Annotated in this window: 18 protein-coding genes; 11 read left to right on the top strand and 7 right to left on the bottom strand. The window is 67.3% G+C overall.

Annotated elements, in window-relative coordinates:
• The first annotated feature begins 2 nt into the window (after positions 1-2).
• Positions 3-1,241, top strand: coding sequence for a murein transglycosylase A (gene mltA / locus N7L95_RS05095; protein ID WP_301258738.1), 1,239 nt, complete (start codon positions 3-5; stop codon positions 1,239-1,241).
• A gap of 31 nt (positions 1,242-1,272) precedes the next feature.
• On the opposite strand, the gene N7L95_RS05090 is transcribed toward mltA, so the two are convergent.
• From N7L95_RS05090 to N7L95_RS05080, 3 genes are all read right to left on the bottom strand, one after another.
• Complete coding sequence (locus tag N7L95_RS05090; RefSeq protein ID WP_301258737.1) at positions 1,273-3,555, bottom strand: sensor histidine kinase; 2,283 nt, start codon at positions 3,553-3,555, stop codon at positions 1,273-1,275.
• 171 nt (positions 3,556-3,726) lie between these two features.
• Entirely contained in the window at positions 3,727-4,506 is a 780-nt protein-coding gene (locus N7L95_RS05085) for a LuxR C-terminal-related transcriptional regulator (protein WP_301258736.1), read from the bottom strand.
• An 89-nt stretch (positions 4,507-4,595) separates the two neighbouring features.
• The gene (locus N7L95_RS05080; protein WP_301258735.1) at positions 4,596-5,573 is read right to left on the bottom strand and encodes an NADPH:quinone oxidoreductase family protein; all 978 of its coding nucleotides are present in this window, start codon (positions 5,571-5,573) and stop codon (positions 4,596-4,598) included.
• Positions 5,574-5,661: 88 nt separating this feature from the next.
• On the opposite strand from N7L95_RS05080, the gene surE reads away from it, so the two are divergent.
• From surE to rlmD, 6 genes are all read left to right on the top strand, one after another.
• Positions 5,662-6,420 carry a 5'/3'-nucleotidase SurE gene (gene surE, locus N7L95_RS05075; RefSeq protein ID WP_301258734.1) on the top strand — a complete coding sequence of 253 codons (759 nt, stop codon included), beginning with the start codon at positions 5,662-5,664 and terminating at the stop codon, positions 6,418-6,420.
• A complete protein-coding gene (locus N7L95_RS05070) occupies positions 6,417-7,307 on the top strand; it encodes a protein-L-isoaspartate(D-aspartate) O-methyltransferase (protein WP_301258733.1) in 891 nt (296 codons plus the stop codon). The genes surE and N7L95_RS05070 overlap by 4 nt, the downstream gene beginning before the upstream one ends.
• Positions 7,308-7,325: 18 nt before the next feature.
• The gene (locus N7L95_RS05065) at positions 7,326-8,216 is read left to right on the top strand and encodes a peptidoglycan DD-metalloendopeptidase family protein (RefSeq protein ID WP_301258732.1); all 891 of its coding nucleotides are present in this window, start codon (positions 7,326-7,328) and stop codon (positions 8,214-8,216) included.
• A 24-nt stretch (positions 8,217-8,240) separates the two neighbouring features.
• Positions 8,241-9,257: an RNA polymerase sigma factor RpoS gene (gene rpoS, locus N7L95_RS05060; RefSeq protein WP_301258731.1), complete on the top strand. Its 1,017-nt coding sequence runs from the start codon at positions 8,241-8,243 to the stop codon at positions 9,255-9,257.
• Between the two features lie 100 nt (positions 9,258-9,357).
• Entirely contained in the window at positions 9,358-10,149 is a 792-nt protein-coding gene (locus N7L95_RS05055; RefSeq protein WP_301258730.1) for a 3'-5' exonuclease, read from the top strand.
• Between the two features lie 8 nt (positions 10,150-10,157).
• Positions 10,158-11,513 (top strand): 23S rRNA (uracil(1939)-C(5))-methyltransferase RlmD, encoded by a 1,356-nt coding sequence (rlmD, locus tag N7L95_RS05050; protein WP_301258729.1) that lies wholly within the window; start codon positions 10,158-10,160, stop codon positions 11,511-11,513.
• A 101-nt stretch (positions 11,514-11,614) separates the two neighbouring features.
• Here the strand turns inward: rlmD and N7L95_RS05045 are convergent, their stop codons facing one another.
• Positions 11,615-12,310: a Bax inhibitor-1/YccA family protein gene (locus N7L95_RS05045; protein WP_301258728.1), complete on the bottom strand. Its 696-nt coding sequence runs from the start codon at positions 12,308-12,310 to the stop codon at positions 11,615-11,617.
• Positions 12,311-12,505: 195 nt separating this feature from the next.
• Here N7L95_RS05045 and N7L95_RS05040 point away from each other — a divergent pair, with 195 nt between their 5' ends.
• Positions 12,506-12,916: a GlcG/HbpS family heme-binding protein gene (locus N7L95_RS05040; protein ID WP_301258727.1), complete on the top strand. Its 411-nt coding sequence runs from the start codon at positions 12,506-12,508 to the stop codon at positions 12,914-12,916.
• A gap of 122 nt (positions 12,917-13,038) precedes the next feature.
• On the opposite strand, the gene hemP is transcribed toward N7L95_RS05040, so the two are convergent.
• Positions 13,039-13,260, bottom strand: coding sequence for a hemin uptake protein HemP (gene hemP / locus N7L95_RS05035; protein WP_301258726.1), 222 nt, complete (start codon positions 13,258-13,260; stop codon positions 13,039-13,041).
• Between the two features lie 124 nt (positions 13,261-13,384).
• Positions 13,385-13,603 (bottom strand): (2Fe-2S)-binding protein, encoded by a 219-nt coding sequence (locus N7L95_RS05030; protein WP_301258725.1) that lies wholly within the window; start codon positions 13,601-13,603, stop codon positions 13,385-13,387.
• A 369-nt stretch (positions 13,604-13,972) separates the two neighbouring features.
• Between N7L95_RS05030 and N7L95_RS05025 the strand changes: the two genes are divergently transcribed.
• Positions 13,973-14,698: a protein-S-isoprenylcysteine O-methyltransferase gene (locus N7L95_RS05025; protein ID WP_301258724.1), complete on the top strand. Its 726-nt coding sequence runs from the start codon at positions 13,973-13,975 to the stop codon at positions 14,696-14,698.
• Between the two features lie 28 nt (positions 14,699-14,726).
• On the opposite strand, the gene bfr is transcribed toward N7L95_RS05025, so the two are convergent.
• Positions 14,727-15,203 (bottom strand): bacterioferritin, encoded by a 477-nt coding sequence (bfr, locus tag N7L95_RS05020; RefSeq protein WP_301258723.1) that lies wholly within the window; start codon positions 15,201-15,203, stop codon positions 14,727-14,729.
• A 340-nt stretch (positions 15,204-15,543) separates the two neighbouring features.
• On the opposite strand from bfr, the gene carA reads away from it, so the two are divergent.
• Both carA and carB read left to right on the top strand, forming a co-directional pair.
• Positions 15,544-16,701: a glutamine-hydrolyzing carbamoyl-phosphate synthase small subunit gene (carA, locus tag N7L95_RS05015; RefSeq protein ID WP_301258722.1), complete on the top strand. Its 1,158-nt coding sequence runs from the start codon at positions 15,544-15,546 to the stop codon at positions 16,699-16,701.
• On the top strand, positions 16,694-19,936 hold the full coding sequence (carB, locus tag N7L95_RS05010; RefSeq protein WP_301258721.1) for a carbamoyl-phosphate synthase large subunit: 3,243 nt from the start codon (positions 16,694-16,696) through the stop codon (positions 19,934-19,936). Before carA ends, carB begins: the two co-directional genes overlap by 8 nt.
• The last annotated feature ends 68 nt before the right edge of the window (positions 19,937-20,004 follow it).

The raw sequence follows: 20,004 nt of genomic DNA, 5'->3' as shown, positions 1-20,004 counted from the left end.
GGATGTCAAGCGCCGTACAGCCCACCGGCAAGGCCGCGCGGCGCCACGCCCTGCTGGCAGGCGCCGTCGCGCTGGCCGCTCTGTGGTCCGGCTGTGCCAGCCCGCCAAGCCCTGCGCCCGGCGGCCAGCGGCCGGCTGGCGAGACACCCGCGGCCGGGCCGGCACCGGCGCCGGCCCAGGCCGAGCCGGCTGCCAAGGTGATCCAGACCGAGGCCGGCCGGCTGGTGCCGGTGGCCTGGAGCGAACTGCCCGACATCGACGTCGATCCGCTCGACGACGTGCACAAGAGCTTCCGGCTGAGCTGCCCCTACCTCAGCCGCACGGCGCAGTGGCGTAGCGTCTGTACGGAGGTGGCCCGCCTCAAGCCGACCGACGCGGCCGGCCTGCGGCAGTTGCTCAAGACCTTGCAGCCGTATCGTCTCGAATCCCGCCAGGGCGAGGACAGCGGGCCGATCACGGGCTACTACGAGCCGGTGCTGCGCGGCTCGCGCACGGCGCGCAACCCCTATTTCTTCCCGCTGTATTCGCGCCCCGTGGACCTGGTGCCGCTCGATGCCAAGGCCGGCAAGGGCGTGACGCGCGGCCGGCGCGAGGGCGACAAGGTGGTGCCCTACTGGTCGCGCTCGCAGATGGCGACGCCGCAGGGCCTGCGCTCGATGAGCGGACGCGAGATCGTCTGGGTGGACGACCCGATGGACGTGATCCTCATCGAGGTGCAGGGCTCCGGCCGGGTGGTGCTGCCCGATGGCAGCGCGATCCGGCTCTCTTATGCCGACCACAATGGCCATCCCTATCGGCCGTTGAGCACCTGGTTCAAGGAAACCGGCGAGCTGGCGTCGCCCGGCATGCTGCAGATCCGGCAGTGGGCGCGCCGCAGCCCGCCGCCCCGCGTGCAGGAGATGCTCTACAGCAATCCGCAGGTGGTGTTCTTCCGCTGGGAGCCGGTGGCCGACGTCACGGTGGGCCCGCGCGGCGCCTCCGGCGCGCCGGTGGTGCCGATGCGCTCGCTGGCGGTGGATCCCAAGGCGGTGCCGCTGGGCGTGCCGATGTTCATCGAGTTCCCGTCGCCGCTGTCAGCCCAGGTCATGAACCGGCGGGTGGTCTTCGCGCACGACGTCGGCGGCGCCATCAAGGGCCCGATCCGGGCCGACTTTTTCTGGGGCTTCGGCGAGCATGCGGGCGAGGTGGCGGCCAAGACGCGCCAGAACGGCCGCCTCTGGGTATTCCTGCCCAAGCCTTGACGCGCGTGGCGGCGCACCTGCGCCGCCTGCTTCAGTCGGTCGGCCGGAACCGGGCCACGGTCACCCGGCATTCGATCCCCTGGGGCGCCACCTCGCGCCATTCCACTTCGCCGCCCAGCTGCTTGATGCGCTTGCGGATGCCGCCCAGGCCCAGCCCGTGCGACCAGCTGGCCGGGTCGCGGCCAATGCCGTTGTCGCGCACCACCAGCTCGAAGCGGTCGCCCTGCAGCGTCATCGCCACATCGACCCGGGTCGCCCGGGCGTGTGCGATGGCGTTGTTGCCAAGCTCGCGCAGCACCCGGGTGAGGGCCGACCACTGCACCACGCCCAGTGGCACGTTGCGGTCGAAGCCCACGTTCCACACCAGGTCGCATTCCGCGGCTTGCAGCCGGTGCACCAGGTCGGCCTTCCATTCGGCCGCTGCATCGGAGAGGTGGTGGTTCTGCGCCGCCAGCCCGCGGGTCAGGGTTTTCAGGTCCTGCAGGGTGTGGCGGATGTAGTCCTCCATCTCGGGCGTTTGCGCCTGGTACATCAGCGTCAGCAGCCGTGCGCCGATGTCGTCGTGCAGGTCTTGCGCCAGCCGGGTGCGTTCCTCGCTACGGCCTTGTTCGACCGCCTTGTCGAAGGCCACCGCGCGGCGCAGCTGCTCGAAGATGCGATCGGTGAGCCGCGCGTCCTCGGCGGTGAAGACCTTGCGCCCGCGGTGGGCGAACCGGATCACGATGGAGCCCATGGTCGGCGCGGTCGGCTGCGGGTTCACCATGTTGGGCACCGGCACCACCAGCGTGGAGCCGTCGGCCACCACCCGCGAGCCGGATGTGAGCTTGTCCACCACCAGGATCTCCAGCGGCTCGAACAGCTCGCGCAGCAGCCGTGTCAGCAGCGAGGCGGTGCGGTCGGGCCGGGCCTCCACCTCCCGCGCGATCTTGTAGAGCTGCTCGAACATCCGTTCGGTGGTGACCACGCTGCTGCCCATCAGGCGGTCCAGCAGCCATTGGCGGGCACCGACGTACAGGCCGAGCGAAACGAACAAGGCCAGCGTGACCGAGGTCACCTGGCCGAGCGAGAAGGCGGCCACGAAGAGCAGGTCCAGCGAGGTGCCCACCGTCGTGATGGCCGCCAGCAGCGAGAACTCGCGCATCACCTGCTGCGACTTCGACAGGAAGGGAATCAGCAGCAGCAGCGAGGCAAAGAACACATACCAGATCATCGAGCCGACGATGGAGATGTTCTGCTGGATGCCCGGCTGCCCATCGGCCATGGCGACCGCCACGCTCAGCAGCACCCAGGTGCCGAGTGCGATGAAGCCGAAGCGCCGCAGCACCAGCGCGAAGGGGTGCGGCTCGATGCGGTGCGACCAGGTCAGCAGCACCATCGCGGTGCCGCTGAGCGCCGCGGCGCCGAGCTGGCACCACCACCAGGTGCCTGGCAGCCAGTCCAGCGTGCCCAGCAAGACCAGCAGGCCCACCGCGGCCCATGCCGCCGCCAGCCACAAGCGGGCATGCGGCACGCGGTGTGGGTAGAGCGCGGTGGCGTGCACGGTGGCGCCGGCCGTCACCACATCGAGCGCCAGGCGCACATACAGGTCCCAATGGGCCAGGCCCGGCGGCCAGGCGAAGTCGAGCGTCGACTCCGCCGCAATGAACACCAGGTTCAGTGCCTGGCACACCGCCATCAGCGCATACACGCCGTTGCGGTGGCCCGGGCGCGCCAGCAGTACGGCCAGGGCCACGCCGAACAACACCAGCGCCAGCGCGCACAGCAGCCAGAACAGCAAACCCAGCCCCATCAGGCCGCGCGGCTGCGGACGCAGCTCGAGCTGCGTGTGGTCGGAGAAATGCAGCTGCACCGTGTCGTGCTGCAGCAGCTGGCCAAGCTGCCGTTGCAGGCCCAGGTAGCGAGTGGCCTCCACGTCGTCGATCAACCAGCGGGCGGAGCGCTGCAACACCAGCGCGTCCACTGGCACCACCCGGCCGTCCGGCCCGGCCAGGCCCACCAGGGTCTTGCCCTGGGCCGCCTTCAGGATGCTGTCGTGGGCCAGGTTCAGCTCGATCTGGCCATTGCCGGTGGCCCGCCAGGTGGCGCCCAGCGTCGGCTGCGCGGCCAGCCAGTAGGCCAGGAAGAACACGCCCAGGCAGCCGAGCAAGACCGCTGCCACCAGCCCCCGCAAGCGCCAGCCGAGCCAGCGCGACATGGCCGCCTTGCGGCCCAGGCTGCGGTCGAAGGCATTCCATTGCCCGGTGCTCAGGAAAGCGCCGGGCCCGGGCAGGGTGGGCGTCGGTGGGTCCTGCGGGGCGGGCGAGGGTGGGGTCATGAGGGCAGTGCGGGCGAGGGGCGGGCCTGCCGCGGGCAGGCGGCACTGCGGCGTTGCCGCAGCAGGGATTGTGCAGCGGTGTGCCGCGCTATGGCGCAGCGCGCAGCCGCTGTGCCGCGGCTGAGATCCGCGGCCGGGCGCCGGCGCGGGCCGCCATGCTGCCGGCGGCGCTCAGACCAGGCCTTGCTTGCTGGCCAGCACCGCGGCTTCGGCACGGCTGGAGACGTTCAGCTTCTTGTAGATGGACTTGATGTGGTCGTTGACCGTGAACCACTTGATGCCCATCAGGCTCGCGATTTCCTTGATCGTGAAGCCTTTGCTCAGGTAGGTCAGCACCTCGTTCTCGCGCGGCGTGAGGCGCTCGTAGTCCAGCTTGTCCGCCGGGTCCATCGGGATGGGCGGATGGGCCGGCTGCGGCGCGGGCGCCGGCTGGCGGTGCGGGTGATGCGGCTCGGCAGGGGTGAAGCCCGAATCGCTGTAGCGCTGGCCGCCGAAGTCGCCGCCGTGGCGGAAGTGGGTCAGCAGGCGCCGCGCGATCGCGGGCGACAGCGGCGGCTGCCCGCGCACGATCTTCTGCAGCTCCTCCACCAGCACCTCAAAGCGGTCTTCCTTCAGCAGGTAGCCGTCGGCGCCGCACTGCAGGGCCGGAAAGAGGTGTTCGTCGTCCGAGTACAGCGTGGTGATGACCTTGGTCGCCGGGTACTGGGTCAGCTGGGCCAGCAGTTCCAGCCCATTGCCGTCGGGCAGTTCCAGGTCCAGCAGCATCAGCTTGAAGGGGTCGGGGCCCGGTTCCAGGGGGCGGCCGGGCTGCAGTCCGATCTGCCGACGGGCCGACTCCAGGTCGCCGGCTTCCGTGATCGCGATGGCGTCGCTGAAGCTGTCTCTCACCACCCGACACAGGAATGCCCGGGCCACCGGGTTGTCTTCGACGATCAGGACCTTGACTGTCATGTGTGTGCGCCTTCCTCCAACAGGCGCAATGGTAGCGCAGCGCTTTCCCTGGCCGGCCGCAGTGTCACTTCATCGGGGGACAGTGCGGCTCAATCCACCGTCAGCACCAGCTTGCCGCGCACCTGGCGTGCCGCCATCAGGGCGAAGGCCTGCGGCAGCTGCGACATCGACAGCTGGTGTTCGATGACCGGCTTGATCTTGCCGGCCGCATACCAGCCAGCCAGCTGCCCCAGGGCGGCGGCATTGCGCTGCGGCTCCCGCTTGGCGAACTCGCCCCAGAACACGCCGACGATGGACGCGCCCTTGAGCAAGGCCAGGTTGAGCGGCAGCGCCGGGATGCTGCCCTGCGCGAAGCCGATCACCAGGTAGCGGCCACGCCAGGCGATGGAGCGGAACACCGGCTCCGCCAGGTCGCCGCCGACCGGGTCGTAGACCACGTCGGGGCCCTTGCCGCCGGTCAGCGCCTTGATCTCCTCGCGCAGCTGGCCACCGCTGTAGTTGAGGGTCGCATCCGCCCCCAGCTCGCGGCAGAGTGCGCATTTCTCGTCGGTCGATGCGGCCGCGATGACGCGCGCACCGACCGCCTTGGCAATCTGGATCGCCGCAGTGCCGACGCCGCCGGCCGCGCCCAGCACCAGCACGGTTTCGCCGGGCTGCAGGGCGGCCCGGTCGACCAGGGCATGATGGGTGGTGCCGTAGGTGCACAGGAAGGCCGCCGCATCGGGAAATGCGAAGCCGGCCGGCAAGGGCATCAGCAGTGCGGCGGGCACCACCGCATGCGTGCCGAAGCCGCCCAGGCCGGCGAAGGCCGCCACGGCATCGCCCGGCTTGAGGTGCTTGACCCCTTCGCCGACCGCTTCCACCACGCCCGAGAACTCGGCGCCTGGCACAAAGGGCGGCGTCGGCTTCATCTGGTACTTGCCCTGGACGATCAGCAGGTCGGGAAAATTCAGCCCGGCCGCCTTGATCGCCACCAAGACCTCGCCCGCCTGCGGGCTGGGGGTCGGCAGCTCGCGCCAGCTCAGTGCCTCGGGCCCTACGGGGTTGTCGCAAATCCAGGCATGCATCGTCCGGTCTCCTCCAAGAGTTGACGAATGATAGGCAGCCCCCACGGAGGGGTGAGTCACCGAGGTGACGACTCAATACAATCGCGCCATGCGCATCCTAGTAGCCAACGACGACGGTTATCTTGCCCCCGGATTGCAGGCCCTGGTCGACGCCTGCCAGGGCCTGGGCGACATCGAGGTGGTGGCGCCCGAGCAGAACGCCAGCGGCACTTCCAACTCGCTGACCCTGCACCGGCCCTTGTCGGTGTTCCAGGCCGCCAACGGGTTTCGCTTCATCAACGGCACCCCATCCGACTGCGTGCACGTGGCGCTGACGGGGCTGCTGGAGCAGCGGCCCGACCTGGTGGTCTCGGGCATCAACAACGGCGCCAACATGGGCGAGGACACGCTCTATTCGGGCACTGTCGCCGCTGCGATGGAAGGCTTCCTGTTCGGTGTGCCAGCCATTGCGTTCTCCCTGGTGGACAAAGGCTGGCAGCACCTCGATGCCGCGGCCCGGGTGGCCCGGGACGTCATCCAGCGGGTGGTGGCCGAGCCGCCCTCGGGCGGCGCCTTCCTGCTCAACGTCAACATTCCCAACCGGCCCTACGACGAGCTCGGCGGCCTGGCGCTGACCCGGCTGGGTCGCCGCCATGCGAGCGAAGGCGTGATCCGGCAGACCAACCCCCGCGGCGAGCCGATCTACTGGATCGGCCCGGCCGGCGGTGCCCGCGAGGCCGGGGAGGGCAGTGACTTCCATGCGGTGGAAGCCGGCATGGTGTCGGTCACGCCGCTGCAGGTGGACCTGACCGACCACGCCCGCCTGCCGGCCTGGCGCGACTGGTTCCAGGGCCGGGCCCCTGCATGAACGACAGCACCAAGCCGCGGCCCCCACGCGCCTTCCCGCTCAGCCTGGAGCGCCTTGCCCCGGCGGCGCAGCGCGCGCCCGTACCGTCGCGCCAGGAACCAGCCGGCGGCCGGGCCACGCCGGTGGCGGCCGCAGCTCGCAGCGTGGTCGCCAAGGCGCCGGCCGGCGTGTTGCTGCGGCCCCAGCGGCCCTTGCACGAGGCCGCCCAGGACCGCGCCCGCCATGCCACGCCGGCCGGCATCGGGCTCGACTCCGAGCTCGTGCGCCAGCGCATGGTGCAAAAGCTCCGGGCCCTCGGCGTGCGCGACGAGCAGGTGTTGTCCGCCATGCAGCGGGTGCCGCGGCACCTGTTTGTCGACACGGCGCTGGCCAACCAGGCGTATGAAGACACCAGCCTGCCCATCGGGCTGCAGCAGACCATCTCCAAGCCCTCGGTGGTCGCCCGCATGCTCGAGCTGATGCTCGGCGGGCGCGGCCCGCAGCCACTGCCGCGCATCCTGGAGATCGGCACCGGTTGCGGCTACCAGGCGGCGGTGCTGGCCTTGCTGGGGCGGCAGGTGATCTCTGTCGAGCGTCTGAAGCCGCTGCACGACAAGAGCCGGGAGTTGCTGCGCTCGATGCGCATCGACAACCTGCGCCTGGTGTGGGGCGACGGCATGCTGGGCCACGGCCCCAATGCGCCGTACGACGGCATCGTGAGCGCAGCTGGCGGCGAGGCCCTTCCACCGGCCTGGCTGGAGCAGTTGGCGGTGGGCGGCCGCCTGGTCGCGCCAGTTGTCCGGGGCGGCGGCCAGGTCATCGTGCTGGTGCAGCGCACCGAAACCGGCTTTGTGCGCAGTGAGCATGAGGCCGTGCACTTTGTCCCTTTAAAATCTGGCACGACCTGAGCCCCACCTGCGTCCCTCATGGTTTCCACTTCTGGAGTTTTGATGAGTTTCAAGACAGGCGTCTGCATTGCAGCCGCCTTGCTATTGGCGGCCTGCACCACCCCCAGGCACCGTGCCCCCGTCGAGGATCGCAACACCTCGGGCCGGGCGTCTTCGACCCTCCCCGGTGATGCGTCGCGGCCGCTGCCGCCCGGCGCGGAGAACGCCGGCAAGCCCGGCTACTACACGGTGAAGCCGGGTGACACGCTGATCCGCGTGGGCCTGGAGTCGGGCCAGAACTGGCGTGATGTCATGCGCTGGAACAACATCGACAACCCCAACGTGCTCGAAGTCGGGCAGGTGCTGCGGGTGGTGCCGCCGGGTGTCGACCCGGGGGGGGCTGCGACCAAGCCGATCTCCGCAGCGCGTGTCGAGCCGCGTCCGCTGGATGCCAAGCCCGGCAGCGTGCCCCCCGGCGAAGCCGGCCTGCCGCCGGTGACGACGGCCGCTTCCGCACCGGTGGCGCCGCCGCCGCCCGCGCCGCCCGCCCGCGAGGGGGACGACAACATCAACTGGATGTGGCCGGCAGGTGGCGCGGTGGTCGCCGGGTTCGACGAGTCGCGCAACAAGGGCCTCGGCATCACCGGCAAGCCGGGCGATCCGGTCTATGCAGCCGCCGATGGCCGGGTGGTCTATGCCGGTTCTGGCTTGCGTGGGTATGGCAACCTGGTCATTGTCAAGCACAACAACAGTTACCTTACCGCCTACGCGCACAATCAGACGCTGCTGGTCAAGGAGGATCAAACTGTGCGGCGCGGTCAGAAGATCGCCGAGATGGGCTCCACCGACTCCGATCGGGTGAAGCTCCACTTCGAGATTCGCAAGCAGGGTAAGCCGGTCGACCCTGCCAAATTCCTACCACCGCGCTGAGCGCACCGGACCCCGGAGCAGCCCATGATGAACAGGAAGCACGTCGAACTCAACGCTCGCGAGCTTCCTGAATCAGCGCTGGAGCCCTACCTGGAGTCGGACCAGGCGGTGCCAGCCGAGCCGGCGCCGGAAGTGGTGGAGCCGGTGGTCAACGGCGCTGCTGCCAAGGCCGAGTTCTCGGCCGGTGAGCCGGACATCGGCAACACCTTGCAGACCTACCTGCGCGAGATTCGCCGCACGCCGCTGCTGACACCCGAGGAAGAATTCGCCACCGCCACGCGGGCGCGCGGCGGCGACTTCGGCGCCCGTCAGTCGATGATCGAGCACAACCTGCGGCTCGTGGTCAGCATCGCGAAGAACTACCTCGGCCGGGGCCTGCCACTCACCGACCTGATCGAGGAAGGCAACCTGGGCTTGATGCATGCCATTGGCAAGTTCGAGCCCGAGCGCGGGTTTCGTTTCTCGACGTATGCCTCGTGGTGGATACGACAGAGCATCGAGCGGGCCATCATGCATCAGGCCCGTCTGGTGCGGCTCCCGGTGCATGTGGTGAGGGAGCTCAACCAGGTGCTGAAGGCACGCCGCCACCTCGAAGCCGAACTGTCGCGCCGCCCCGACGGCGACAAGCCGGTGCGGGTCGAAGACGTCGCGGCAATGCTGGGCCGCCCGGTGCAGGACGTGGCCGAGCTGCTCAAGTTCGCCGAGACGCCCACCTCGCTCGACGCGCCGCTGGAGCGCGACAACTCCGAGTCGATGATCGACATGGTGGCCGATGAACAGGCCACCGACCCGATGGGCACCACGCTGACGCACGAGGTCGAGCACCTGCTCAACACCTGGCTTGGTGACCTCAGCGAGCGCGAGCGCGAGGTGCTCGCCGGACGTTACGGGCTGCACGACCGGGAGCCCGAGACGCTGGAGGTGCTGGCCGAGCGCTTGGGCCTGACACGCGAGCGCATCCGGCAGATCCAGCAAGAGGCCTTGCTCAAGCTCAAGCGCCGCATGATCCGCAACGGCGTGGACCGCGACTCGATCTTCTGATCGCCCCCGCCGGCTGCCGCCAGCGGCCTGGATCCGGGCCCGGAGCGGCATTCTTTCGTTTTCCCGTTCTCACTTCACTTCCCCACTGCACAGAGGTGCCATGACCTGGCCGGTACTCGTCTTCGACATCGAATCCATCCCCGACATTCCTGGTCTGCGCGCCTTGCGCAAGGCCGAGCCCGAGCTTGACGACGAGGCGTTCTTCGCCCAGGTGCTGGCCGAGCGTGCCGCCGCCGGCCAGAGCGACTTCATGCCGCACTACCTGCAGCGGGTGCTGGTGATCAGCTGCGTCTTCCGCAACGCCGACGGGCTGCGCATCCATTCCTTCGTCGATCGCGAGCCCGAGGGTGTGAGCCAGGAAGGCAAGATCATCCAGACCTTCTTCAACACCATCGAGAAGCACATGCCGCAGCTGGTCAGCTGGAACGGCGGCGGCTTCGACCTGCCGGTGCTGCACTACCGCGGCCTGCGGCACGGCGTCACCGCCCACAAGTACTGGGACCTGGGCGAGGACGATCGCGAGTTCAAGTGGAACAACTACATCTCGCGCTACCACATGCGCCACCTCGACCTGATGGACCTGCTGGCCCTGTACCAGCCGCGCGCCAATGCACCGCTGGACGCCATGGCCAAGCTTTGCGGCTTTCCGGGCAAGCTGGGCATGGACGGCTCGGCGGTCTACCCGGCCTACCGGGCGGGGCAGCTGGAGGACATCCGTCGCTACTGCGAGACCGACGTGATGAACACCTACCTCATGTACTGCCGCTTCCAGCAGATGCGCGGCGGTCTCACCGAGGGCGAATACGAGCGTGAAATCGAACACGTCAAGAACTGCCTCGGCGAGATCGACGAGCCGCACTGGCGGGAGTACCTGGAGGCCTGGGGCCGATAATCCGGGGCATGACTCAAGCAAATGAATGGCTCCGGATCGAGTCGCTCGACCTGGAGGCGCAAGGCGTGGCCCACAACGCCGAAGGCAAGGTGGTGTTTGTCGAAGGGGCGCTGCCCGGCGAAGAGGTCCAGGTGCACACCGGGCGTCGCAAGAACAACTGGGAGCAGGCGACGGTGCGCGCGCTGCGACGCGAGAGCTCCCAGCGCGTGGTGCCGCGCTGCCGGCATTTCGGCGTCTGCGGGGGCTGCAAGATGCAGCACTTCCATGTTGGCGCTCAGGTCGCGGTGAAGCAGAGGGTGCTGGAGGACAACCTCTGGCATCTGGGCAAGGTCAAGCCGGACACGATGTTTCGCCCCATCGAGGGCCCGACCTGGGGCTACCGCTACCGGGCGAGGCTGTCGGTGCGCTATGTGGCGAAGAAGGGCGGTGTGCTGGTGGGATTCCATGAGCGCAAGTCGAGCTATGTGGCGGACATGGACAGCTGCGAGATCCTGCCTGCGCACATCAGTGCCATGCTGGTGCCGCTGCGTCGGCTGATCGAGGCCATGGACGCCCGGGAGCGCTTGCCGCAGATCGAGGTGGCCATTGGCAACCATCACGGCGAGCTCATCACCGCGCTGGTGCTGCGCCATCTGGAACCGTTGTCGGCCGCCGACCTGGACCGGCTGCGCGCCTTCGCCGCGGAGCAGGGCGTGCAGTGGTGGTTGCAACCCAAGGGTCCGGACAGCGTCCACCTGCTGGAGGCCGGTGGGGTACAGCTGGCGTACTCGTTGCCCGAGTTCGACATCTCGATGCCCTTCAAGCCGACCGACTTCACCCAGGTCAACCACCACATCAACCGCGTGCTGGTGAACCGTGCCCTGGGCTTGCTCGATGCGCAGCCGCAGGAGCGGGTCATCGACTGGTTCTGCGGGCTCGGGAACTTCACGCTGCCCATTGCCCGCCGTGCCCGCCAGGTGCTGGGCATCGAGGGCAGCGAGGCGCTGGTGCAGCGTTCGCGCGAGAACGCGCGCCACAACGGCCTCGCTGACAAGACCAGCTTCGAGGCTCGCAACCTGTTCGAGATCGAGCCGTCCGAGCTCGCCGGCTACGGGCCGGCCGACAAATGGTTGGTAGACCCGCCGCGTGAAGGCGCCTTCGCGCTGGTGAAGGCGCTGGCCGACCTGCATCAGCAGCCGGAGCTGGTGCCGGGCTACCAGGCGCCACGACGTATCGTCTACGTCTCCTGCAACCCGGCCACCCTGGCACGTGATGCAGGGCTGCTGGTGCACCAGGCGGGCTATCGGGCCGCGGGCGCAGGCGCGGTCAACATGTTCCCGCACACGGCTCATGTGGAGAGCATCGCCGTGTTCGAGCGCAACTGAGGCCCGGGCGGCCCCACCGCGGCTGCCGCCCGCAAGCACAACGGGGCCCGCGGGCCCCGTTGTGCTTGCTGCGGCCTTCGGCCGCGGTGTGTCCAGCCGGCTTACTCGCGTTCGCCGCCGAAGATGCCGAGCAGGCTCAGCAGCGACTGGAACACGTTGTAGATGTCCAGGTAGATCGCCAGGGTGGCCGTCACGTAGTTCGTTTCGCCGCCGTCGATCACGCGCTTGATGTCGTACAGCATGAAGGCCGAGAAGATCACGATCGCCAGGGCCGAGATGGTGGCAGCCATGGCGGGCATCTTCAGGAAGATGTTGGCCACGCAGGCGACCATCAGCATCACGGCGCCGACCATCAGCCACTTGCCCATGCTCGACAGGTCGCGCTTGACCGTGGTGGCAAGCGTCGCCATGCCGAAGAACACCAGCGCGGTGCCGCCGAAGGCCATCATGATCAACTGGGCACCGTTCGAGAAGTTGCCGAGCACCACCCCGATCAGGCGCGACAGCATCAGGCCCATGAAGAAGGTGAAGCCGAGCAACAGGGCCACGCCCACCGGGGAGTTCTTGAACTTCTCGATCGCGAAGAAGAAGCCGAAGGCCACGCCCATGAACACCATGAAGCTGATCAGGGGCTTGCCGGCAAAGAAGCTGAAGCCGGTTTGCACGCCGATCCAGGCACCAAGGACGGTGGGCACCATCGACAGGGCCAGCAGCCAGTAGGTATTGCGCAGCACACGGTTGCGTTGTTCGGCCAGGACGCCTGAGCCCGAATACGCTGCTTGAAGACTTTCATTCATCGGTTTTCTCCTCTAACACAAAGCGGCCGCGATTCGACCTCCCGGTGGCGATTCTAGTTCCACCGCGCAGGCGCGGTGAGCGGCACCAGCAAGATGGCTGTAAGCCAGCACCGGCCGCTTGCTGGCAACATGCAGGATGCAGCAGGGCGGCGCTGTGCCGCCCGTGCATACCGAGGACAAAAGAAAGGTTCGCGAATGAAAACCAAGCCGCAACTGACCGCTGCCGACGTCGACCGGATCGCCCAGGCGGCACGCGCGGAGGCGCAAGCCCATGGCTGGGCGGTCTCCATCGCCATTGTTGACGACGGCGGCCACCTGCTGTGGTTCCAGCGCCTGGACGGCGCCTCACCCGTCTCCGCCCAGATCGCTCCTGCCAAGGCGCACACCGCGGCGCTCGGGCGCCGTGAAAGCAAGATCTACGAAGACATGGTGAACCAAGGGCGCATGTCCTTCCTCAGCGCGCCTGCACTGCAGGGGCTGCTGGAAGGTGGCGTGCCGATCCTGGTGGAGGGCGAGTGCGTCGGTGCGGTGGGAGTCAGCGGCGTCAAATCCGCCGAAGATGCCCAGGTGGCGAAGGCCGGCATCGCGGCCCTGGCTGCAGGCTGAAAGGGTCTACCCAGGGGGCAAAAAAAGCGTGGCTGGCACCGGCGACCGGTACGTGGCTGCGCACAAATACGACCCGCGGCGGTTCGATAGAAACCCGCCTCCGGGTCGCCCCACGATGAAAGCTATTTGGTCAGGATCAGCTTGCCCAGCTTGGTCGCGCGCAGCTGGTAGAGCGAGCCGTTGTGTTCAATCTGAACCGATTTGCCGCCACGAAGCAGACTGCTGCTGGCCAGCGTGGGGGCGGCCGGTGCTTGAGAGGCGGGGCCCTGTGCTGCGGCGACGGCCAGCGAAGGGGGCAGGGGGACAGGCTGTTCGCGGCCTGCCAGAGCAGAAGTCGATTTCATCGGACGTTGCTTTCTTGAAATGATCGGGTGCGGCAGGCTCGGTGGGGCCGGGACGCTCAGGGGCGGGTCACCACCCACCAGGCGCCGACCAGCACAATGGCCAAGCTCAGCAGCGAAACCATCATCACGCCAAGGCCAGCTCACGCGGCGCGCACGCTGCACGCGCGCCGACTGTCTGCTTGTGGGTGGCGGACTCCAGGGTCTGCTGTGCGCACTCGGCGCACCGGCCGCAGCAGGTGGCCACACCCAGCTCCATTTGCAGGTCGTCGAACGAGGCGCAACCCGCCCGAGCGGCACGCTCGATGTCGCGGTCCGAGACCTTTCGGCAGACGCACACAATCATTCGCTGGTCCTTCTATTCAAGTTGTGCCCAGTATAAATACGAATGATTCGCAATTCAATGCTCTGTTGCGAAGAGGGGTATCTGAACGAGGGGGAGGGGCCGCGATGGCGCCGCGAACCCGGGCTCTGGCCGGGGTGCGCCGTTGGGGCCTCCCACTTTTGGGGGAGGCGGTATTCGCGCGTTGGGGCCGCATACTGCCCACTATCAATAGGCAAATTCGATGCCCTAATTGCGCGCCATGCGCCGAGGAAATATGAGGATGGAGAAGTCCCTGATCGCGGGAAGTGGCTGTACCGCACGGGCATGCGAGGCGCGGGTAGCCAGGGGCGAGGCGGAAGACGCTGAACCGGAGCCCTTGGGGCTGTGCGCATGAGGCGCATCGACGCGGCGGCGGCGCAGGACCGTGGCGCCAATGCCACCTCCGGCGTTTACGGGGCCCGCCTGCGCTTGTGGTTCCCGGTGCTGTTGTTCGGGCTGGTGGTGGCCGCCTATGTCTGGCGCCGCGGGGAGCAGGTGCGCTGGCCCGAGCTGTGCTGGGTGCTGGCTGCCTTCCTCCAGCTGGCCATACGTTGGCCGCATGTGCAGGCCAACCGGGCGAATCGCGTGGCGCGCAGCAAGGTCTGCCCGCTGGAGCAGTGGCTCATGTTCGGGGTCTTCCTGACCTTGCTCGGCTTGCCGATGTTCTACTTGGCCACACCCTGGCTGGACCTGTTCGACTACCGCCTGCCACTGCCTTACGGTGGTGCCGCCGTGGCAATGATGGTGGCGTCGCTGTGGTTGTTCTACCGGTCGCATGCCGACCTGGGCCGCCACTGGTCACCGTCGCTGGAGGTGCATACCGAGCACCGGCTGGTCAGCCAGGGGGTGTATCGCCGCCTCCGCCATCCGATGTATGCCTCGATCTGGCTGTTCGCCCTGGCGCAGCCGCTGCTCGTGCAGAACTGGGTGGCTGGGGCGCTGGCCATCCCCGGCTTTGCGCTGCTGTACTTCCTGCGCGTGCCACGCGAAGAGGAACTGATGCTGGAGACATTCGGGGAGGACTACCGCGACTACATGCGGCGCACTGGGCGGGTCCTGCCTCGCTGGCGCGGCTGACAGGAACCCGTCGAGGAAGTGGGGCGGCTCAGGCCACCTCGGCCATGATGGACTGCATGTAGTTCTGCAGGCCCACCTTGCTGGCCAGGTCCAGCTGGGTTTCGAGGAAGTCGATGTGCTCCTCGGTGTCGTCGAGGATCTCCTGCAGCAGGTCGCGCGAGACATAGTCGCGCACCGACTCGCAATAGGCGATGCCATCCTTGATGGTGGCCTGTGCGCCTTGCTCCAGCCGCAAGTCGCATTGCAGGACTTCGAGCACCTCTTCACCGATCATCAGCTTGCCCAGGTCTTGCAGGTTGGGCAGGCCGTCCAGCATCAGGATGCGGGCCATGAGCTTGTCGGCATGCTTCATCTCGCCGATCGACTCGGCGTACTCCTTCTTCGCCAGCTTGTCGAAGCCCCAGTGCTGCAGGATGCGGTAATGGAGGAAGTACTGGTTGATCGCGGTCAGCTCGTTCTTCAGCTGCGCGTTCAGGTGTTCGATGACTTTCGGATCGCCTTTCATCGGGGCTCCTGTCCTTCTTGTAGTGGTGAATCGTCGGCGGATTGTGGGGCTTCGATTGCCGAGCTCCAAGTGCGCGGCCGCCTAACCCGACTCGCGGTGCATGGGCTGCGCATGAGAGTGAGAGGCTTTCGCGTTCCGGTGCCTGTTGTCGGGGCGTCGAAGGCCGCTGCAGGCGCAGGCTGCCAGGAAGTCGTGCCCGCAGGCTATAATTCCGCGGTTTACCTGCAACCACCCCCGCCTAGCGAAACCCCCTGTCGTTTCCACCCCGGTCGACGTCCATCGACTGGAGCGCTGCTTGTCGAGCAGAGCTGGGCGTGCACACACCTACGGAGAGTATCCCGTGCTGCCGCAACTGCCCCAAGCACTCCTCGCACTCGCAGACGGCACGGTCTTTCGTGGCACCTCGATCGGCGCAGCCGGTCATACGGTCGGTGAAGTGGTGTTCAACACCGCGCTCACCGGCTATCAGGAAATCCTCACCGACCCCAGCTACTGCCGGCAGATCGTCACCCTGACGTATCCGCACATCGGCAACGTGGGCGTGAATGAAGAGGATATCGAGGCGCCGAAAGTCCATGCCGCCGGCTTGATCATCAAGGATCTGCCGGTTCTCGAATCAAACTTCCGCATGACGCGGACGCTGCCCCAGTACCTCCAGCAGGAGGGCACGGTGGCGATCGCCGACATCGATACCCGTCGCCTGACCCGCATCCTGCGTACCACGGGCGCGCAGAATGGCTGCATCCTGGCGCTGCCGGCCGGCCAGGAGATCACGCAGGCCCACATCGATGATGCGATCGCCAAGGCCAAGGCTGCGCCGAGCATGGCAGGGCTGGACCTGGCGAAGGTGGTGAGCGTGAACGAGCGCTACGACTGGACCGAGAACGAGTGGAAGCTGGGCGAAGGCTATGGCCGCGTCGAGACCCCGCGCTTCCACGTCGTGGCCTATGACTTCGGCGTCAAGCGCAACATCCTGCGCATGCTGGCCGAGCGGGGGTGCAAGGTCACGGTGCTGCCCGCCACGACGCCTGCGGCCGAGGCCCTCAAGCACCAGCCCGACGGCATCTTCCTCAGCAACGGCCCTGGCGACCCCGAGCCGTGCGACTACGCCATCCAGGCGTCGCGCGAGCTGATCGAGCGAGGCATCCCGACCTTCGGCATCTGCCTGGGTCACCAGATCATGGCGCTGGCCTCAGGTGCCAAGACCTTCAAGATGAAGTTCGGCCACCACGGTGCCAACCACCCGGTCAAGGACCTCGACTCCGGCCGCGTCAGCATCACCAGCCAGAACCATGGCTTCGCGGTGGACGAGGCCTCGCTGCCCGCCAACCTGCGTCCGACGCACGTCAGCTTGTTCGACGGCACGCTGCAGGGCCTGGCCCGCACCGACAAGCCGGCCTTCTGTTTCCAGGGGCACCCCGAGGCGTCGCCCGGCCCCAGCGACATTGGATACCTCTTCGACCGCTTCGTGGCGTTGATGGAGAAGAAGAATGCCTAAGCGGAACGACCTCAAGACCATCCTCATCATCGGCGCCGGCCCGATCATCATCGGTCAGGCCTGCGAGTTCGACTACTCCGGGGCGCAGGCCTGCAAGGCGCTGCGTCAGGAGGGCTACAAGGTGGTGCTGGTCAACAGCAACCCGGCCACCATCATGACCGACCCCGAGATGGCCGATGTCACCTACATTGAACCCATCACCTGGCAGGTGGTCGAGCGCATCATCGCCAAGGAGCGTCCCGACGCGATCCTGCCGACCATGGGCGGGCAGACCGCGCTGAACTGCGCGCTGGACCTGCACAAGCATGGCGTGCTGGCCAAGTACGGCGTCGAGATGATCGGCGCCAACGAGCATGCCATCGAGAAGGCCGAGGACCGCCAGAAGTTCAAGGAGGCGATGACCAAGATCGGCCTCGACTCGGCCAAGTCCGGCATCGCGCATTCGATGGAAGAGGCCTGGACGGTGCAGAAGCGCATTGCCGCCGAGACCGGCGGCCCGGGCTTTCCGACCGTCATTCGTCCCAGCTTCACCTTGGGCGGCACGGGCGGCGGCATTGCCTACAACCCGGAGGAGTTCGAGGAAATCTGCAAGCGCGGCCTCGACCTCTCGCCGACCAAGGAACTGCTGATCGAGGAATCGCTGATCGGCTGGAAGGAGTACGAGATGGAAGTGGTCCGCGACAAGGCGGACAACTGCATCATCGTCTGCTCCATCGAGAACCTGGATCCGATGGGCATCCACACCGGCGACTCCATCACCGTGGCGCCGGCGCAGACCCTGACGGACAAGGAATACCAGCTGCTGCGCAATGCCTCGGTGGCCATCCTGCGCGAGATCGGCGTGGACACCGGTGGCTCCAACGTGCAGTTCTCGATCAACCCGGCCAACGGCCGCATGATCGTGATCGAGATGAACCCGCGCGTCTCGCGCTCCTCGGCACTCGCATCCAAGGCCACCGGCTTCCCGATCGCCAAGGTTGCGGCCAAGCTGGCGGTGGGCTACACGCTCGACGAGCTGCGCAACGAGATCACCGGCGGCGCGACGCCCGCGAGCTTCGAGCCGAGCATCGACTATGTCGTCACCAAGATCCCGCGCTTCGCATTCGAGAAGTTCCGTGAGGCCGATTCGCGCCTGACCACCCAGATGAAATCGGTGGGCGAGGTGATGGCGATGGGCCGCACCTTCCAGGAGAGCTTCCAGAAGGCCCTGCGAGGCCTGGAGACCGGTATCGACGGCCTGAGCGAACGCAGCACCGACCGCGAGGAGATCGTGCAGGAGATCGGCGAGCCCGGCCCGGAGCGCATCCTCTTCGTGGGCGACGCGTTCCGCATCGGCATGAGCCTGCAGGAGGTGTTCGAGGAAACCGCGATCGATCCGTGGTTCCTGGCGCAGATCCAGCAGATCGTGAAGACCGAGCAGCAACTCGTCGGCCGCACGTTGGCCAGCCTGTCGGCCGAGGAGCTGCGCTTCCTGAAGAAGAAGGGCTTCTCCGATCGCCGCCTGGCCAAGCTGCTGGGCACCAACCAGCATGCGGTGCGCCAGCGCCGCCATGCCGAGGGCATCCGCCCGGTCTACAAGCGAGTGGACACCTGTGCCGCCGAATTCGAGACGCAGACGGCCTACATGTACTCCAGCTATGACGAGGAGTGCGAGGCCCAGCCGACCGACAAGAAGAAGATCATGGTGCTCGGCGGTGGTCCCAACCGGATCGGGCAGGGCATCGAATTTGACTACTGCTGCGTCCACGCCGCCCTCGCCATGCGCGAGGACGGCTACGAGACCATCATGGTCAACTGCAATCCCGAGACGGTCTCGACCGACTACGACACCTCGGATCGCCTCTACTTCGAGCCGGTCACGCTTGAAGACGTGCTGGAGATCGTTGACAAGGAAAAACCGGTCGGCGTCATCGTGCAGTACGGCGGCCAGACGCCGCTGAAGCTGGCCCTCGACCTCGAGGCCAATGGCGTGCCCATCATCGGCACCACGCCGGACAGCATCGACATCGCCGAGGACCGCGAGCGCTTCCAGAAGTTGCTGCACGAGCTGGGCCTGAAGCAGCCGCCCAACCGCACCGCCCGCACCGAAGAGCAGGCGTTGGCGCTGGCGCAGGAAATCGGCTACCCGCTGGTGGTGCGCCCGAGCTATGTGCTGGGTGGCCGCGCGATGGAAATCGTGCACGGCGACAAGGACCTGGAGCGCTACATGCGCGAGGCGGTCAAGGTCTCCGAGAAGTCGCCGGTGCTGCTGGACCGCTTCCTCGACGATGCGATCGAGGTCGACGTGGACTGCATCAGCGACGGCCAGGACGTCATGATCGGCGGCATCATGGAGCACATCGAGCAGGCCGGGGTGCACTCGGGCGACTCCGCTTGCTCGCTGCCGCCGTACACGCTCTCGAAGTCCCTGCAGGACGAGTTGCGCCGGCAGACCACGCTGATGGCCAAGGCGCTCAAGGTGGTGGGGCTGATGAACGTGCAGTTCGCCATCCAGGGCGAAGGCAGCGATGCCATCGTCTACGTGCTCGAGGTGAATCCGCGTGCCTCGCGCACGGTGCCGTACGTCTCCAAGGCGACCGGCCAACCGCTGGCCAAGATCGCGGCACGCTGCATGGCGGGCCAGAAGCTGGGCGAGCAGAAGGGCGTCAAGGGCGAGGTGATTCCGCCTTACTTCAGCGTCAAGGAAGCCGTCTTCCCGTTCAACAAGTTCCCGGGCGTCGATCCGGTGCTGGGGCCCGAGATGCGATCGACCGGCGAGGTGATGGGCGTCGGCAAGACCTTCGGCGAGGCGATGTTCAAGAGCCAGCTGGCCGCCGGCTCGCGCCTGCCTGCCAGCGGCACGGTCTGCATCACGGTGAAGAACGGCGACAAGGCACGTGCCGTGGAGGCGGCGCGCACACTGCATGCGCTGGGCTTCCAGTTGGTGGCCACCAGGGGCACCGCAGTGGCGATCAGCGAGGCCGGCGTGCCGGTGCGCACCGTCAACAAGATCAAGGACGGTCGCCCGCACATCGCCGACATGATCAAGGCCGGCGAAATCCAGCTGGTCTTCACGACGGTGGATGAAACCCGCACGGCCATTGCCGACTCGCGCTACATCCGCACGGCAGCGCTGGCCAACCGCGTCACGTACTACACGACGATGGCGGGCTGTGAAGCCGCGGTGGAGGCTCTGAAGCACCTGGACGACCTGGTGGTCTATTCGGTGCAGGAGCTTCACAAAGAGCTAAACTAACTTCAAACTTGAACCCAGCGGCCGCCGCCGCCCTCCTGAGAAGGAGTGTGGCGGCGGCTGATTTTTTG

The organism is Eleftheria terrae (assembly GCF_030419005.1).
In the GTDB taxonomy this organism is placed as follows: domain Bacteria; phylum Pseudomonadota; class Gammaproteobacteria; order Burkholderiales; family Burkholderiaceae_C; genus Caldimonas; species Caldimonas terrae.
This window is presented reverse-complemented; position numbering and strand designations above follow the sequence as displayed.

What these genes read in the sequence shown, in the direction of transcription:
- mltA (WP_301258738.1), top strand. Translation starts at nt 3, where the DNA reads ATGTCAAGCGCCGTACAGCCCACCGGCAAGGCCGCGCGGCGCCACGCC.
- N7L95_RS05090 (WP_301258737.1), bottom strand. Translation starts at nt 3,555, where the DNA reads ATGACCCCACCCTCGCCCGCCCCGCAGGACCCACCGACGCCCACCCTG.
- N7L95_RS05085 (WP_301258736.1), bottom strand. Translation starts at nt 4,506, where the DNA reads ATGACAGTCAAGGTCCTGATCGTCGAAGACAACCCGGTGGCCCGGGCA.
- N7L95_RS05080 (WP_301258735.1), bottom strand. Translation starts at nt 5,573, where the DNA reads ATGCATGCCTGGATTTGCGACAACCCCGTAGGGCCCGAGGCACTGAGC.
- surE (WP_301258734.1), top strand. Translation starts at nt 5,662, where the DNA reads ATGCGCATCCTAGTAGCCAACGACGACGGTTATCTTGCCCCCGGATTG.
- N7L95_RS05070 (WP_301258733.1), top strand. Translation starts at nt 6,417, where the DNA reads ATGAACGACAGCACCAAGCCGCGGCCCCCACGCGCCTTCCCGCTCAGC.
- N7L95_RS05065 (WP_301258732.1), top strand. Translation starts at nt 7,326, where the DNA reads ATGGTTTCCACTTCTGGAGTTTTGATGAGTTTCAAGACAGGCGTCTGC.
- rpoS (WP_301258731.1), top strand. Translation starts at nt 8,241, where the DNA reads ATGATGAACAGGAAGCACGTCGAACTCAACGCTCGCGAGCTTCCTGAA.
- N7L95_RS05055 (WP_301258730.1), top strand. Translation starts at nt 9,358, where the DNA reads ATGACCTGGCCGGTACTCGTCTTCGACATCGAATCCATCCCCGACATT.
- rlmD (WP_301258729.1), top strand. Translation starts at nt 10,158, where the DNA reads ATGACTCAAGCAAATGAATGGCTCCGGATCGAGTCGCTCGACCTGGAG.
- N7L95_RS05045 (WP_301258728.1), bottom strand. Translation starts at nt 12,310, where the DNA reads ATGAATGAAAGTCTTCAAGCAGCGTATTCGGGCTCAGGCGTCCTGGCC.
- N7L95_RS05040 (WP_301258727.1), top strand. Translation starts at nt 12,506, where the DNA reads ATGAAAACCAAGCCGCAACTGACCGCTGCCGACGTCGACCGGATCGCC.
- hemP (WP_301258726.1), bottom strand. Translation starts at nt 13,260, where the DNA reads ATGAAATCGACTTCTGCTCTGGCAGGCCGCGAACAGCCTGTCCCCCTG.
- N7L95_RS05030 (WP_301258725.1), bottom strand. Translation starts at nt 13,603, where the DNA reads ATGATTGTGTGCGTCTGCCGAAAGGTCTCGGACCGCGACATCGAGCGT.
- N7L95_RS05025 (WP_301258724.1), top strand. Translation starts at nt 13,973, where the DNA reads ATGAGGCGCATCGACGCGGCGGCGGCGCAGGACCGTGGCGCCAATGCC.
- bfr (WP_301258723.1), bottom strand. Translation starts at nt 15,203, where the DNA reads ATGAAAGGCGATCCGAAAGTCATCGAACACCTGAACGCGCAGCTGAAG.
- carB (WP_301258721.1), top strand. Translation starts at nt 16,694, where the DNA reads ATGCCTAAGCGGAACGACCTCAAGACCATCCTCATCATCGGCGCCGGC.